The sequence below is a fragment of the Candidatus Riesia pediculicola genome (assembly GCF_002073915.1).
Taxonomy (GTDB): Bacteria; Pseudomonadota; Gammaproteobacteria; order Enterobacterales; family Enterobacteriaceae; genus Riesia; species Riesia pediculicola.
Genome location: NZ_CP012841.1, coordinates 409,712 through 424,455, shown reverse-complemented (window position 1 = coordinate 424,455; position 14,744 = coordinate 409,712). Strand labels below are relative to the sequence as shown.

Annotated in this window: 17 protein-coding genes and 3 tRNA genes; 16 read left to right on the top strand and 4 right to left on the bottom strand. The window is 29.7% G+C overall.

From position 1 onward, the window contains the following. The 8 genes from rplO (at window position 1) to rplQ (ending at window position 4,829) form a co-directional block, all read left to right on the top strand. Entirely contained in the window at window positions 1-441 is a 441-nt protein-coding gene (rplO, locus tag AOE55_RS01950) for a 50S ribosomal protein L15 (protein ID WP_041855270.1), read from the top strand. 3 nt (window positions 442-444) lie between these two features. After that, the gene (gene secY, locus AOE55_RS01945) at window positions 445-1,773 is read left to right on the top strand and encodes a preprotein translocase subunit SecY (RefSeq protein WP_013087569.1); all 1,329 of its coding nucleotides are present in this window, start codon (window positions 445-447) and stop codon (window positions 1,771-1,773) included. 16 nt (window positions 1,774-1,789) lie between these two features. Further along, window positions 1,790-1,903 (top strand): 50S ribosomal protein L36, encoded by a 114-nt coding sequence (gene rpmJ / locus AOE55_RS01940; RefSeq protein ID WP_071818374.1) that lies wholly within the window; start codon window positions 1,790-1,792, stop codon window positions 1,901-1,903. An 84-nt stretch (window positions 1,904-1,987) separates the two neighbouring features. Next, a complete protein-coding gene (gene rpsM, locus AOE55_RS01935) occupies window positions 1,988-2,347 on the top strand; it encodes a 30S ribosomal protein S13 (protein ID WP_013087873.1) in 360 nt (119 codons plus the stop codon). Between the two features lie 13 nt (window positions 2,348-2,360). After that, window positions 2,361-2,747 (top strand): 30S ribosomal protein S11, encoded by a 387-nt coding sequence (rpsK, locus tag AOE55_RS01930; protein ID WP_041855269.1) that lies wholly within the window; start codon window positions 2,361-2,363, stop codon window positions 2,745-2,747. 28 nt (window positions 2,748-2,775) lie between these two features. Next, window positions 2,776-3,396, top strand: a complete 621-nt coding sequence (gene rpsD / locus AOE55_RS01925) for a 30S ribosomal protein S4 (RefSeq protein WP_013087903.1) — start codon at window positions 2,776-2,778, stop codon at window positions 3,394-3,396. A 19-nt stretch (window positions 3,397-3,415) separates the two neighbouring features. Then, window positions 3,416-4,408, top strand: a complete 993-nt coding sequence (locus AOE55_RS01920) for a DNA-directed RNA polymerase subunit alpha (protein ID WP_041855184.1) — start codon at window positions 3,416-3,418, stop codon at window positions 4,406-4,408. Window positions 4,409-4,445: 37 nt separating this feature from the next. Then, entirely contained in the window at window positions 4,446-4,829 is a 384-nt protein-coding gene (gene rplQ, locus AOE55_RS01915; RefSeq protein WP_013087579.1) for a 50S ribosomal protein L17, read from the top strand. On the opposite strand, the gene trkA is transcribed toward rplQ, so the two are convergent. The 3 genes from trkA to def all read right to left on the bottom strand — a co-directional run bounded on the left by trkA (window position 4,826) and on the right by def (window position 8,002). Then, complete coding sequence (trkA, locus tag AOE55_RS01910; RefSeq protein WP_192847596.1) at window positions 4,826-6,196, bottom strand: Trk system potassium transporter TrkA; 1,371 nt, start codon at window positions 6,194-6,196, stop codon at window positions 4,826-4,828. The genes rplQ and trkA overlap by 4 nt on opposite strands. Before the next feature lie 356 nt (window positions 6,197-6,552). After that, window positions 6,553-7,515, bottom strand: coding sequence for a methionyl-tRNA formyltransferase (gene fmt / locus AOE55_RS01905; protein WP_013087532.1), 963 nt, complete (start codon window positions 7,513-7,515; stop codon window positions 6,553-6,555). Between the two features lie 31 nt (window positions 7,516-7,546). Further along, window positions 7,547-8,002 (bottom strand): peptide deformylase, encoded by a 456-nt coding sequence (gene def / locus AOE55_RS01900; protein ID WP_013087749.1) that lies wholly within the window; start codon window positions 8,000-8,002, stop codon window positions 7,547-7,549. A gap of 267 nt (window positions 8,003-8,269) precedes the next feature. Here def and tsaC point away from each other — a divergent pair, with 267 nt between their 5' ends. The 4 genes from tsaC to AOE55_RS01880 all read left to right on the top strand — a co-directional run bounded on the left by tsaC (window position 8,270) and on the right by AOE55_RS01880 (window position 11,783). Continuing rightward, entirely contained in the window at window positions 8,270-8,833 is a 564-nt protein-coding gene (tsaC, locus tag AOE55_RS01895) for an L-threonylcarbamoyladenylate synthase type 1 TsaC (protein WP_013087690.1), read from the top strand. 3 nt (window positions 8,834-8,836) lie between these two features. After that, window positions 8,837-9,673: a shikimate dehydrogenase gene (gene aroE, locus AOE55_RS01890; protein ID WP_013087836.1), complete on the top strand. Its 837-nt coding sequence runs from the start codon at window positions 8,837-8,839 to the stop codon at window positions 9,671-9,673. Window positions 9,674-10,050: 377 nt separating this feature from the next. Beyond that, window positions 10,051-11,046, top strand: a complete 996-nt coding sequence (gene murB, locus AOE55_RS01885; protein ID WP_013087437.1) for a UDP-N-acetylmuramate dehydrogenase — start codon at window positions 10,051-10,053, stop codon at window positions 11,044-11,046. An 80-nt stretch (window positions 11,047-11,126) separates the two neighbouring features. Further along, entirely contained in the window at window positions 11,127-11,783 is a 657-nt protein-coding gene (locus tag AOE55_RS01880; RefSeq protein WP_013087829.1) for a biotin--[acetyl-CoA-carboxylase] ligase, read from the top strand. 54 nt (window positions 11,784-11,837) lie between these two features. Here the strand turns inward: AOE55_RS01880 and coaA are convergent, their stop codons facing one another. Beyond that, window positions 11,838-12,650, bottom strand: a complete 813-nt coding sequence (gene coaA / locus AOE55_RS01875) for a type I pantothenate kinase (protein ID WP_080611740.1) — start codon at window positions 12,648-12,650, stop codon at window positions 11,838-11,840. A 425-nt stretch (window positions 12,651-13,075) separates the two neighbouring features. Between coaA and AOE55_RS01870 the strand changes: the two genes are divergently transcribed. From AOE55_RS01870 to tuf, 4 genes are all read left to right on the top strand, one after another. Continuing rightward, window positions 13,076-13,159, top strand: a tRNA-Tyr gene (locus AOE55_RS01870). An 86-nt stretch (window positions 13,160-13,245) separates the two neighbouring features. Further along, window positions 13,246-13,317, top strand: a tRNA-Gly gene (locus tag AOE55_RS01865). 4 nt (window positions 13,318-13,321) lie between these two features. After that, a tRNA-Thr gene (locus AOE55_RS01860) sits at window positions 13,322-13,396 on the top strand. 60 nt (window positions 13,397-13,456) lie between these two features. Further along, window positions 13,457-14,641, top strand: a complete 1,185-nt coding sequence (gene tuf, locus AOE55_RS01855) for an elongation factor Tu (protein WP_013087723.1) — start codon at window positions 13,457-13,459, stop codon at window positions 14,639-14,641. The last annotated feature ends 103 nt before the right edge of the window (window positions 14,642-14,744 follow it).

The window sequence follows — 14,744 nt, the reverse complement described above, 5'->3', positions numbered from 1 at the left end:
ATACTTTTAAATTCTCTCCTACCTAAAAGAAATTCGACATTTAAAAAGAAAAGAGTCGGAAGAGGTACTGGATCTGGTTTAGGAAAAACAGCCGGAAGAGGACATAAAGGACAAAAATCAAGGTCCGGATATAGAATTCCGAGAGGGTTCGAAGGCGGACAGACACCTTTGTTTAAGAGATTACCGAAATTTGGTTTTTTTTCTAGAAAAATCAAAAAAAACATAACAATTAGATCTTCGGATCTGAATAAGATTCAGGAGAATTTTATCGATTTAAATGTTCTAAGAAATAACGGAATGATCAGTCTTAAAATAAGATCGGTAAAAATCATGCTCAATGAGAAACTCCGTAAAAGTTTTATTTTCAATGAGAAGGAAATTCGACTAACTAAAGGATTGAAGAAACATATGAAAATTCTTAAAAAAACTGAGGATTTTTAATTCATGAAGAAAGTTGAAATAAACTTTAAGAGAAGTATAAACCGAGGAATTCATGATCTGAAAGATAGGTTGGTTTTCGTATTTTTATCTTTGGTAATATTCAGGATGGGTTCTTTTATACCGATTCCGGGAATAGATATTTACTCTATCACAAAAATATTCAATAAAAAAAGAGAAAGTGCAGTTATCGAAATACTCAACATGTTTTCAGGAGGAGCTTTTGGAAGAACTTCGATATTTGCTTTAGGAATCATGCCTTATATATCTTCTTCAATCATTGTTCAGTTACTTACTGTAATTCATCCAAAATTATCAGAAATTAAAAAAGAAGGAGAAGTTGGAAGACAAACAATTAATCGGTATATCAGATATGGAACCTTAATCCTGTCTTTCATACAGTCTGTTGGAATTTCTTTTGGAATTAAGAACTCGATAGGGTCAAAAGGACTGATAATGGTCGGAGATCTTCATTTCTACTTAACATCAATAGTAAGCTTAATGACCGGAACGATTTTTTTAATGTGGTTAGGAGAGAAAATAAATGAAAGGGGTATTGGAAACGGAGTTTCGATGATTATATTTGTCAGTATTATCTCTGAATTACCTTCTTCTATTATCAATACCATCGAACAATTCAGGCAAGGATCTATAAATACTCTCATGTTCTCACTTATTTTACTATTCATTTTATGTATTACTGGATTCGTTACATTTATGGAAAGAAGTCAGAGAAAAATATTAGTAAACTATTCTAGACATCAATACCGAAGAAGAATATATTCCGCTCAAAGTACGCATTTACCTCTGAAGATTAACATGGCTAGCGTAATTCCAGCAATATTTGCTTCTAGTATCATGCTTTTACCAAGTGCAATTTTAACTTGGATCAAAAAACAACAATCTAATCAATCAAGATTCTTTTTAAATTTCGTTTTTGAAAATTTTCATCCGGGAAAACCGATATATATGTTATGTTACTCTTCTATAGTAATATTTTTCTGTTTTTTTTATACTTCTTTATTATTCAATCCTTCGGAAACAGCGGACAGTTTAAAAAAATCTGGAGCTTTTCTTCCAGGAATTAGACCTGGAAAACAAACTGCAAGATATATCGAGAAAATCATGAATAAATTAACTTTCATTGGCTCAATATATATTAGTTTTATTTGTCTTGTTCCAGAATTGATGAGAGGATTGATAAAAGTTCCTTTCTATTTTGGTGGAACTTCTTTATTAATAGTTGTTGTAGTAATTATAGATTTTATCTCCCAGATTCAAACTATATTAATGACAAATCGATATCAGAATATACTAAAAGCAAGTAAATTTTAATAAGAAAAAATTAAATATGAAAGTACGTACTTCTATTAAACAGTTTTGTCGCCAATGTAAAATTGTTAGACGAAAAAGAAATATATTTGTAATCTGCGATCAACCAAAACATAAACAACGACAAGGATAATTGAGAAATTTTTCTTTATTTTTATTGATTAAAAAAGATCATTTTTCTATTTTTACGTGATCGTGTCAAAGAGGTTATATTTTTATGGTTCGTATAGCTGGAGTTCATATTTCCGAAAATAAACATATTTGGGTTGCTATACAATCCATTTATGGAATTGGAAAAAAAAGATCAAGGTCGATTTGTTTCCGTACAGGAATCGAACCAACGTCAAAAATTTCTTTTCTATCTGAAGAAGAGGTGGATAGACTTAGAAAAGAAATTTCCAGATACGTTGTCGAAGGAGATTTGAGAAGAGAAAAAAACTTAAGCATCAAACGTTTGATAGACTTAGGTTGTTATCGAGGAATACGTCATAAACATGGATCTTTACCTGTCAGAGGTCAAAGAACAAAGACTAATGCTAGAACTAGAAAAGGTCCGAGAAAACCTATCAAAAAATGATCAACTAAAGAAAATGAAAAATTCAATTCGAAATAAAAGAAAAATAAGAAAACAAGTATTAGATGGAATAGCTCATATCCATGCTTCTTTTAATAACACAATTGTTACGATCACTGATCGAAAGGGAAACACGTTAGCGTGGGCTACTTCTGGAGGGTCAGGTTTTAGAGGTTCTAGAAAATCTACTCCTTTTGCAGCACAAATTGCTACAGAAAGATGTTCGGAATCGGTGAAAGAATACGGAGTTAAAAATCTCGAAGTAATGGTCAAGGGACCTGGACCTGGAAGAGAGTCTGCAATACGTACTTTGCATGCAGTAGGTTTTCAAATTACCAATATTATAGACGTAACCCCTATTCCACATAATGGTTGTCGTCCTCCAAAAAAACGTAGAGTATAATTTTTCTAAATTTTTAGAGATAAAACAAATGGGTAGATACTTAGGAGCTAAACTAAAACTGAGTCGTAGAGAAGGAACTGATCTTTTTCTGAAATCTAATATTCGTCAGATCGAATCTAAATGCAAGATAGATCGATTTCCAGGACAGCATGGTGCAAAAAAGAGTCGATTATCAGATTATGGAATACAATTTCGTGAAAAACAAAAATTACGTAGAATCTATGGAATTTTGGAAAGACAGTTTCGAAGATATTATATGAAATCTTCCAAATTAAAAGGAAATACAGGAGAAAATTTACTTGTCCTGCTAGAAAGAAGACTAGATAACGTAGTATACAGAATTGGATTAGGTTCAACTCGTTCTGAAGCAAGACAATTGGTAAGTCATAAATCCATATTAGTTAACAAAAAAATAGTAAATATTCCTTCTTATCAAGTTAACATAGATGATATTATCGAAACATCTGAATTTTCAAGTTCACAAAATAGAATAAAATCTTCTATAGAACTCTCTCAGCAAAGAGAACAGGTATCTTGGTTAGAAATAAGTTCTGAAAAAATGAGAGGCAGGGTATTAAGACTTCCAGTAAGAGATGATTTACCAACTGATATTAATGAACATTTAATCGTTGAACTGTACTCAAAATGATCTGTCAAGAGAGAAAAAGATGCATAATTTTACAACAGATGAGTTTATTAAGCCAAAACTGGCAGATATACAGAAGATTAGCAAAACGCAAGCAAGAATTACCCTAGAACCTTTAGAAAGAGGTTTTGGACACACTATTGGAAATGCTTTGAGAAGAATATTACTATCCTCCATGCCTGGATTTGCTGTAACAGAAGTAGAAATTGATGGAATTTTGCATGAGTACAGCACTAAGGACGGAGTTCAAGAAGATATAGTTGAGATACTTCTTAATTTAAAAGAATTGGGGGTTAGAATTTATGGAAAGGAAGAAATAGTTCTTTCTTTAGTTAAAAAGGGAATATGTACAGTAACCGCGCAGGATATTGAAAGAAATGAAAATGTAGAGATTATCAATCCAGAACATGTAATATGTCATATTACCGATGAAAATACTGTTATAAAGATGCGTATTAAGATAAATAAAGGAAGAGGATACGTTCCAGTCTCTTCTAGATCTTCGGAAGAACAAAATAGATCAATAGGAAGATTGCTAGTTGATGCTTGCTATAGTCCAGTCGAGAGAGTTTCCTATAAAGTAGAAGCTACTAGAGTAGAACAAAGAACAGATTTAGATAAACTGATAATAGAGATTGAGACGAATGGAACAATTGATCCAAAAGAGGCTATTCATAAGTCAGCTACCATATTGGCCAATCAATTAGAATCTTTTGTAGAGCTTCAAAATGAAGATAAGAAAGAAGTACAAGAAGATCATCCAAAATTTGACCCAATGTTATTGAAAACAGTAGACGATTTAGAACTCACAGTTAGATCGGCAAACTGTTTAAAAACAGAATCTATCCATTATATTGGTGATTTGGTACAACGTACAGAAGTAGAACTTCTCAAAACTCCAAATTTAGGAAAAAAATCACTCATGGAAATTAAAGATATCTTAGCTTCTAGAGGTTTATCCTTGGGGATGAAATTGGAAAATTGGCCGCCTTCTAAAAAAGACGAACCAAAATAATTTTCGTCAATTTAAAAAAAGGTTAAAAATAAATGTCATGAGACATAAAAAAATAGGAAGAAAATTGAGCAGAACAAGTAGTCATCGAAAATCTATGCTAAGAAATATGTCTACTTCATTACTTGAATATGAGATCATCAAGACTACGCTTAACAAAGCTAAAGAACTAAGGAGATTTGTGGAACCAATTATCAACTCTTCTAAAAAGAAGAACTTATCGAATTATAGATATGTATCTCAAGTTCTTAAAAGTAAAAAAATAGTCGCAAAGCTTTTTAACGATATATCTAAAATCATGGAAGGGAGGAAAGGAGGTTATACGAGAATTATTAAATGTGGATTTCGAAAAGGAGATAATTCAAAGATGGCTTATATCGAACTTGTTGGAAGAAATAAAAAAAGGACTTTGAAAAATCCCTAAAAATTATCCTTATCCATCTTGAAAGTCCTATAAATTTCTGAAATATGGTTTTTTTTCGTGATAAATATCAATAATATATCGTATAATTTAATTTTTTGTTCGGATATGGAGAAAATTACTTCACTATTCCTGATGATTGCTCCTATTACAATCCCTTCATCTAGATTTATTTCCGAAACTTTTTTTCCTATCACCCCACTATATCTATTTTTTCTGTTCAACTTAATCTCAATTGTTTCTAAGACACCTTCTCTGATATAAGATATGTTTGATCTCATCCTACGAACGTATCCTAATAAACTAGATAGTATCGCTTGTTTAGGAAAGATCATATTATCAATCATTCCGCTTTTTATCAAATTAATATATGATCCATGATGAATGAGAACAATTGTTCTTTTCACACCCATCTTCTTTGCTAATAGAGCATACATTATGTTCGATTCATCGTTTTCTGTTAGTGTTATAAAAGCATCTACTTCCGAAATGTTTTCTTTAAATAAAAGTTCTTTATCAGAAACATGCCCATGAAGAACTGTAGCATGATTCAAAATTTCTGAAAGTTTAGAAGCTTTTTCTGAATCTTTTTCTATAATTTTAACCTGATAAATTTTCTCCAAAATTCTAGCTAATTCAAATCCAATTCTTCCACCTCCAACTATCATGATTTTTCTATACGGTTTCTCCAAAATTTTTAATTCATACATCAATAACCTAATGTTCTCTGTTTTTATGATAAAAAATATCTCATCATATTCTTGAATAATTGTAGAATCTTTTGGAAATATGGGAACTTTTTCTCTAAAAATAGAAATCAATTTACATTTTAAATGTGCAAATCTTTTCTGAACTTCTGAAACAGATAGATGGATTAATAGATTATCATTTTTCATATCAACAGTGACAATACTCACTATTCTTCTAGAAAAACTCATTATCTGCGAAACTCCAGGATACTGAATTAATTTTCTGATACCATCGACGATGGTTTTTTCTGGAGATATGAAATAATCAATTGGTATACAAGTTTTAGAGAACAAATTTATTTCTTCAGTATATCCTATGGATCTAATTCGAGCAATTTTCTTAGGTATTTTAAAAAAAGAATGAGCAACCTGACAAGCAATCATGTTCACTTCATCCGATCCAGTGACAGCGATTAATATATCTGTTTCTTCTGCTCTAGCTTCTCTCAAAACCTTTGGATGAGAAGCAAAACCGCTAATCACTCTTAAATCTAACTTATCTTGAAGTTGATTTAGTTTTTCTTTATTTATATCTATTACAGTAATATCGTTATTTTCGTCAATTAAACTCTCTGCAATGGTTCTTCCAATTTTTCCTGACCCCAATATGATGATCTTCACTTTTTTACGTCTGACATCTTTTATCAAGTATAAATTATAAAAAGTCGCTATTCTTATTAAGAATAAGATAAAAAATTAAAAAAGTTATATACTCTTTTAAAAAAGTTTTATTTTTAAAAAAAATCCAATTATGATTCAATAATCAAAAATTTTTTTTACACATACTATTTATAAAAAAATCTATTTTTTAAAAATTTTTCAAATACGAAATGAATAAGATAACGTTTTTCACCAATAAAATACCAAAAATTTTTTTGAAAAACTTGAAATTAAATTTTTAAATAAAGATTATAGAAATTCTAAACAATATGAACCTCAAAATATCCAGTAATTTTTTCAAAATTTCAAAATTAAAATTATTTCAATAAAGTTCCTTCTTGATACCATGGCAAATGATAATTTTTAAATTCAAAAGAAGAAACTGTTTTTCTTCCTGATTTTCTCATTTTTAAAATTTTTAAAAATCCTTCTTTAGCGGATACAATCGTTCCGTTCCTTTCAATTCGAACTATAGTTCCTGGAAGAGCGTGACCAAAATAATTTTCAACCAGTTCAGCTTGTAAAATTTTTATTGTTTCTTGATTCACTTTAAAGTAACTGACTGGCCAAAACTGGAAAGCTCTAATTTTTCTTTCTAAATCCAAAGAAGTAGATGATGACCAAGAAATTTCAGCCATCTCCTTGTTTATTTTCTTAGAATATGTAGCAAGATTTTCATTTTGTTTTTTTAAAACGATTTTTTCCTTTATCAAAAGATCAATAGATCTCATAATAGAGAATAAACTGACTTTAACTAGCTTTCTATAAAGAGATGAAAAAGTCTCCCCTTTATCGATAAGACAACAAGATTGATAAATTATATCTCCGGTATCGATTCTTGAGTTCATCTGTACAATTGAAACACCAGTTCTCTCATCACCAGTCAAAATGGCATATTGAATCGGAGAAGGTCCACGCCATCTTGGAAGAAGAGAACAATGAATATTCCAAACTCCAAATGGAATACGTTTTAATATTTCTTCTGGAAAAATCAAACGATATTGAGCAACAATAATAATGTCAACTTTTTTTGAAAAAATCCAATCATAAACAAATTCATCATTTAGAAAATTTGGCTGAATGCAATCTATCCTTAACTCTTCAGAAATTTTCTTAATGGAATTAGGCTCCGCAAAAAGACCTCTTCCAGATGGTCTATCAGGAGTCGATAAAATTCCGACTACATGTATCAATCTTTTATTAGAAAATTTTAAAAGATTCAGAAGATGAATCTTTGAAAAATGAGACGAGCCGGCAAAGATAACTCTTAATCTTTTCATATTGAATTAAAATTAAAATCTTTTATTTCTATCATTTCCTTAAATAATCAATAAATAGTTTTCCGTCTAAATGATCTACTTCATGCTGTATGCAGACAGAAAGAAGACCTTTTGCATGAAATATAAATTCTTTTCCAGATAAACTTTTTGTTTTAACTTCAATAAACTTTGATCTTAATATACAACCTGCCCTATTAGAAACCGAAAGACATCTTTCTTCCAAAGAAATTACTCCATGTGAACTTAAAATGATTGGATTAATTAAAGTTAATTCATCCTTCTTTTCTCTTTGAGAGATGTTGATTACTACTATTCTTTGATGAATATTTACTTGAGTTGCCGCCAATCCTATTCCTCCTTTTTCATACATGATTTTAAACATATTCCTTACCAAATCTTTAATTTCTGATGTAATCAACTTAACTGGTTTAGCAACTTTTCTTAACCTCGAATCAGGGTACTGCAATATATTTAAAGATGGAATCATTGTAAAAATTAAAAAGTTATTCGTTGATCTTTAAAAGATTACCAATTTAAATAAGTATTGTCGATATTTTAAAAGATGATGAATGAAAAAATTTTTTAGAATATTGAACACAATCTCAAAAACATTTTTTTACGAAATTATTCAATTAAAATATTCAAAAAAAGAATTCTAAAAAATGTTCAAATTGATTAAATTTAACACAATTGGTGTTGCTTAAAAATATCAAAATACGAAAGATCAATTCTTAGAAATGAAAGAACAAATGATATGAAAAATTCTGAATTATTAAAAATAATATGGGCACTTAAAAATGGAGAGATAATTGCCTATCCAGCAGAATCTGTTTTTAGTTTAGGATGTGATCCAGATAACGACAAAACAATTCAAAAACTATTGACTTTGAAAAACCGTTCTTGGGAAAAGGGATTCATACTAGTCTCAGATAATTATGATAAATTAACCAAGTATATTGACGATAAAAAATTAACTAAGTTTCAAAAAAGAATAATTAGTTTTCACGACACTTTTTTTCCGAGAACTTGGGTAGTTCCTGCTAAAAAATGTGTTTCTAAATTAATAACAGGACAATTTAAATCGATTGCTATTCGAATCAGTAGATTCGAATATATAAAAAATATATGCTTAAATTATGGTAAACCAATCATTTCTACCAGTGCCAATATCAGTAATGATGCTCCTTGCCGAACAAAAAATGAAGTTGCAAAAAAATTTAATCAGTGCGTACGAACAATGAATGGAAAAACATTAGGAAATTTTCAACATTCGATTGTTCAAGATTTATTAAATGGATATTTATATAGAAAAAGGTGAAATATGGAAAAATTTGCTATTTTTGGAAATCCGATTCATCACAGCAAATCACCAATAATTCACAAATTGTTTGCCAAACAAATCGGATTACAAATCGAATATCGGAAAAAGTTAGTTTTCAAAAATCAACTTCAAAAGAAAATACATCAGTTTTTTTATTCTGAAAATGGAAATGGATTAAATATTACGACTCCTTTAAAAGGATATGCTTATAAAATTGTTCATAAACTGACAAATCGAGCTAAACTCTGCGGCTCTATTAATGTCATTAAGTTAAAAAACAAGATGTTATTTGGAGATAACATGGATGGAATTGGATTAATAATGGATTTAAAAAAATATTTGATAACTCAAAAAAAAATAATAAAAATCCTAATAATAGGAGCTGGAAATGCATCTCGTTCAGCAATAGTTTCTTTATTACAGTATCCAGTAAAGATTATTCTAGTAAATCGCACTTACGATAAATCGAAGAAAATATCTTATCTTTTTCACAAAACCAAAAAAATTCAATCTAAAAGAATAGAAGAGGTTCAAAAACCAGAATACGACATAATTATCAACGCAACATCTAGTGGAATGTTCGGAAAAGTACCAAAGATCTCCCCAAAGATATTTGATAAATTCGTCTTTTGTTATGATATGTTTTACAAATATTTAGAGAACACTCCGTTTATTAAACTTGCTCGAAAATATGGAGTATTACAACATTCGGATGGAATTGGCATGTTAGTTTGGCAAGCAGCATTTTCCTTTAAATTCTGGACAGGAAAGATGCCGAATGCAAAATCTATATTGAAAGAAATCCGTGAAAAAAATAAAAGATTATTCAACCCATAATATGGTAAATAAAGTTGTTTTCTAAATTTAGAGAAATAAGCTTAAAAGAAAAATAATTTGAAAAATATATTTTCAAGAATCTATTTCATATATTTATTAAAATTTAAAAGTTCATTTATCTTTCACGATTTAGTTAGACTGATGGAAGATCGAATAAAGTTCGAAAGGATTAAAATTTCAATTTTTCGAACTTAAAACATATATGAAAATAATGAAATTATCTCTATAATGATCAAGGTATCTTTGATACCCTATAATTGAGATTTTTCGTTCAAGAAAATTGCTTTTTAAGAAAAAGAATAACCACATTATATAAATAATGGTTCGTCACGTAGATCCATTAAATCAATTGATAGATATTCAACTAATCTTAAAATATGAGAATAAGCAGTTCATTCGGTCTATTAGTTAAGGCTAATTTAATACGAAAGTTTCACTCAATTGAGCAATTAAAATTTCTTTGGAAACTTTCAAAAAAGAAAAAATATCCTTTCTTAGTACTAGGAAAAATTAATAAAACGATTTTTATAGAAAATTTTTCCGGAATAGTTGCTTTAAATTGTATTCAAAAATTGAGAATTAGAGAATCTAAAAATAATAATTTAATCTATGTCGGATCAGGAAACAGTTGGAAAGATCTAGTAGAAACTTTATTAAAAATGAGAATATATGGCTTGGAGAATATGTCTTTCATTCCTGGATCCGTTGGAGCAGCTTCCGTACAAAATATGGGAGCTTACGGACTGGAATTTAAGGATGTTTGCAAATATGTTGATACAATCGATTTGTCTGATGGAAAAAGAAGAAGATTTTATAATCAAGAATGTAAATTTAAATATCGAGGAAGTATTTTTAAAAAAATTAAGTATAAAAACTTTATCGTCATTTCAGTCTGTCTAAAAATTAGAAAAAGTTGGCAGCCTGTTTTAAATCATAAGAAGATAATTGATAAATTCCCATCAAGAGTAACTGTTAAAGATATTACAAAATTTATCTTTCAAGAAAGATGCAAATCGATACCAAATCCATCTATTTTAGGAAATTCCGGAAGTTTTTTTAAGAACCCAACAGTTCATCCAGAAATATCGGATTGGATTAGAAAAAAATTTCCAAAATACCAATCTAAAATCTTCTTCACAGAGAACAAAATTCATGCGGGATGGTTAATTAAACAATGCAATCTACAAGGATATAGAATTGGAGGAGCAGAAGTATACAGAAAAAATCCTCTAATTTTAATCAATCGAGGTTATTCTACAGGACAAGACATAATAAAATTGTCTCAATACGTTCATCAAAAAGTTTTTGAGAAGTTTGGCATATCTTTGGAAAAAGAAGCAATTTTCATAGGAAAAAATGGTGAAATTACTTAAAAATATTTTTTCTAAAGATTTTCCTATGACTAACCAAAAAAGAAAATATTTTCGTCTGATCAAAAAATTTTAACAATCATATGTTTCAAAAGAAGCTATATATCTTAGATATTCAAAAAATTCAAGAGTCTGTAAAACACGTAAATATCTTCATAAGAGATACAGTAGATTCTACAAATCAGTGTTTAAAAAGAATGATCCACAGACTAAGAACAGGAGATGTATTTTTAGCAGAACACCAAACTAGAGGATTCGGAAGGAGAGGGAAGAAATGGTTTTCTTCTCCAGGAAACAGCATATGTTTATCTCTATATTGGAAATTCAGGATTAATTTAAACTTTATCAATGCGATCAGTTTAGCCATCGGGATTTCCGTTGCTAAAGTATTAAACGAATTATACGACTGCAAAATTATTTTGAAACGACCAAACGATTTGTACATTCAAAATAGAAAAGTAGGTGGAATTTTAATAGAAACGACGAGTATTTTGAAAGAAGAAGTTCATTGTATCATTGGAATTGGTATCAATTTATCGGAAAATGATACATTTCATCAGAAAATAAAAAAGAGTTGGACTACTCTTCAAAAAACTATAGGAAGGGTTGAATGCAATCAAATAGTCAGTGCAATCATCCGAGAAACGCATCGAACATTGGTAATGTTTGAAAAGAATCATCATTTTTTTAACGACCGACATTTTGAATTAAGAGAAAATATTAGGATTTATAGAGAATAAAATCGAAATAAAGGTAAAAAGTAAATTCTATTTGAGTAAAAACTTAAATGGTTATTAAAAAGTAAAATATCTTTTTGAAAAATTAATTGATACGATCTTATGATCTTTTCCTTTTGTAACTATCAAATTTGCTACCTTTTTTAAAGGAAAGATATTTTCATGCAAATTAATTTTATTAATTTCCATCCACAACTTATTAGCGATCTGTATAATTTCTGATCTTCTCAATTTCGAAAGATAATGAAAATGAGATCCAGGATAATTCACAGATTTTCTACAGAAATTTAGAAATCTACCGATATACCAACTCTTTAGAAAGTACTCTTCCGCATCGATATATATTACAAAATCAAAAAAATTAAAAGAAGATTTTTGAAGTTCATAAAGATATATATCGTAAAAAATATTCAAACCTTCTAAAATGATTAGATCAGGAGACTCAACGATCTGTACTTCATTTGGAGAAATATCGTAAAATATATGAGAATATATTGGTATGCAAAGTTTGTTAACCCCTGATTTAATATCGTATAAAAATTTTCTAAATAAAAGATTATTATATGACTGAGGAAATCCTTTCTTCTGCATGATACCTAATCTATTTAGAATCGTATTAGGATATAAAAAGTTATCTGTTGCAATAACTTCTATTTTTTGACCCTTCAACCAACAACGTAACAATATTTTCATCAGATTCGCTGTAGTACTCTTTCCAACCGCTACGCTTCCTGTAATAGCAATAATATAAGGAATTCTGTAATTTCTATGAGAACGATTCAATGAAATATGTTTTTTAAAATTAGGAAGGATACAAAACTTAAAAATATTCCAGAAAAGGTTGTGATCGATGGAGTTTAGATCATTCATTTTTTTAAAAAGTTTTTTATAATTTATAAAAGTTATATTAAGACGATCTTTTTTATTTATTTAAAAAATTCTTATAAACTAAATCGAATTAATATATGATCAACAAATAGATTGAAAAATACATAAAATTTGTATATTCTCATCTTAATTTAAAAATTAATCTTCTGTATGAAGAATCTTATATTGACATAAAACGACATATATGTTAAAGGATAACGATCATTTTTTATAAGGATGTTCTGAAAGAAAATCCAAATATTTGTTTCACATTGGAGAAAATAGATTTACGAATCTCGTTTTTTTAATAAATTAAGCTTAACAATTAAATAACAAATCACAAACCTTAAAAAGATCTTTCAAGAGAGTCAGTAATCTAACCGATCGAAAAAACAAAATATCAATACATAAATCCTTAATTTAACAAAGGTGGGATTCCTGAGCGGTTAAAAGGAGCAGACTGTAAATCTGACGTCAAATAGACTTCGAAGGTTCGAATCCTTCTCCCACCAATAAAAAAATAAGGTTCTTCTCCACATGAGATGAATTGAAATCCAACTCGATTACTTATATGTCGGAAGAACATTTTAAAAAATAAGCGGGTATCGTATAATGGTTATTATCTCAGTCTTCCAAACTGATGAAGCGGGTTCAAATCCCGCTACCCGCTATAAGCTGATATAGCTCAGTTCCGGAAGAGCACACCTTTGGTATAGGTGAGGTCGGCAGTTCAAATCTGCCTATCAGCATTCCAAAAATTTGTATTTTTATAAAATCGAAAAAAGTTCATCTTTACAGGAGGAATATACATGTCTAAAGAAAAATTTAATCGATCAAAGTTACATATTAACGTCGGAACCATCGGACACGTTGATCACGGAAAAACAACTTTGACCTCGGCAATTACAACTGTTCTATCCAAAAAATATGGGGGAACTGCTTTTGCTTTCGATCAGATTGATAATGCTCCAGAAGAAAAAGAAAGAGGAATTACCATATCTGCTTCGCATGTGGAATACGACACACCTAAAAGGCATTATGCTCATGTAGATTGCCCTGGACACGCAGATTATGTGAAAAATATGATAACAGGAGCTGCACAGATGGACGGAGCAATTTTAGTAGTTGCAGCAACAGATGGAGCTATGCCTCAGACAAGGGAACATATCTTATTAAGCAGACAAGTAGGAGTACCTTATATAGTAGTCTTTTTAAACAAATGCGATATGGTAGAAGATCAAGAATTATTGGAATTAGTCGAAATGGAAGTGCGTGAACTCTTAAATCAATACAATTTTCCAGGAGATTCGACTCCAATTATTCGGGGATCTGCTTTGAAATCACTAGAAGGAGAAAAAAAATGGGAAGAAAAAATTTTAGAACTGACAAACACATTAGATTCCTATATTCCTGATCCAAAGAGAGCAATTAATCTTCCATTTCTTTTACCGATAGAAGATGTATTTTCAATCTCTGGAAGAGGAACAGTAGTAACAGGAAGAATAGAACAAGGAGTCTTAAAAGTTGGAGAAGAAGTAGAAGTAATTGGAATCAGAGATACCAAAAAAACGATTTGTACAGGGATCGAAATGTTTCGAAAACTATTGAATGAAGGAATGGCTGGAGAAAACGTTGGGGTATTATTACGAGGTATTAGAAGAGAAGAAGTGGAAAGAGGACAAGTTTTAGCAAAACCTGGTTCAATCAATCCTCATATCAAATTCGAATCGGAAGTGTATGTTTTAAAGAAAGAAGAAGGAGGAAGACACACTCCATTTTTTAACGGATATCGACCTCAATTTTATTTCAGAACTACAGATGTGACTGGAGTTGTCGAGCTTCCATCCGATATAGAAATGGTTCTTCCAGGAGATAACATTCAGATTGTTGTCACTCTTATTGAGCATATAGCAATGAATGAAGGACTTAGGTTTGCCATTAGAGAAGGAGGAAAAACAGTTGGAGCAGGTGTCGTTAGTAAGATTTTAACTTGATCCGAGTTAGAAAAGTACTTTTTTAAAAGATAGATTTATTTTGAACGTACGTTTTATAAGGTAAATTTTTCATAGAAGAAAGAAAATTTTTTATTTCATTGAA

Excerpts from the sequence above, each read along its gene's own strand:
- rpmJ (WP_071818374.1), top strand. The coding sequence starts at position 1,790 with ATGAAAGTACGTACTTCTATTAAACAGTTTTGTCGCCAATGTAAAATT.
- AOE55_RS01920 (WP_041855184.1), top strand. The coding sequence starts at position 3,416 with ATGCATAATTTTACAACAGATGAGTTTATTAAGCCAAAACTGGCAGAT.
- rpsM (WP_013087873.1), top strand. The coding sequence starts at position 1,988 with ATGGTTCGTATAGCTGGAGTTCATATTTCCGAAAATAAACATATTTGG.
- rpsK (WP_041855269.1), top strand. The coding sequence starts at position 2,361 with ATGAAAAATTCAATTCGAAATAAAAGAAAAATAAGAAAACAAGTATTA.
- rpsD (WP_013087903.1), top strand. The coding sequence starts at position 2,776 with ATGGGTAGATACTTAGGAGCTAAACTAAAACTGAGTCGTAGAGAAGGA.
- secY (WP_013087569.1), top strand. The coding sequence starts at position 445 with ATGAAGAAAGTTGAAATAAACTTTAAGAGAAGTATAAACCGAGGAATT.
- def (WP_013087749.1), bottom strand. The coding sequence starts at position 8,002 with ATGATTCCATCTTTAAATATATTGCAGTACCCTGATTCGAGGTTAAGA.
- AOE55_RS01880 (WP_013087829.1), top strand. The coding sequence starts at position 11,127 with ATGTTTCAAAAGAAGCTATATATCTTAGATATTCAAAAAATTCAAGAG.
- rplQ (WP_013087579.1), top strand. The coding sequence starts at position 4,446 with ATGAGACATAAAAAAATAGGAAGAAAATTGAGCAGAACAAGTAGTCAT.
- aroE (WP_013087836.1), top strand. The coding sequence starts at position 8,837 with ATGGAAAAATTTGCTATTTTTGGAAATCCGATTCATCACAGCAAATCA.
- tuf (WP_013087723.1), top strand. The coding sequence starts at position 13,457 with ATGTCTAAAGAAAAATTTAATCGATCAAAGTTACATATTAACGTCGGA.
- coaA (WP_080611740.1), bottom strand. The coding sequence starts at position 12,650 with ATGAATGATCTAAACTCCATCGATCACAACCTTTTCTGGAATATTTTT.
- fmt (WP_013087532.1), bottom strand. The coding sequence starts at position 7,515 with ATGAAAAGATTAAGAGTTATCTTTGCCGGCTCGTCTCATTTTTCAAAG.
- murB (WP_013087437.1), top strand. The coding sequence starts at position 10,051 with ATGAGAATAAGCAGTTCATTCGGTCTATTAGTTAAGGCTAATTTAATA.
- tsaC (WP_013087690.1), top strand. The coding sequence starts at position 8,270 with ATGAAAAATTCTGAATTATTAAAAATAATATGGGCACTTAAAAATGGA.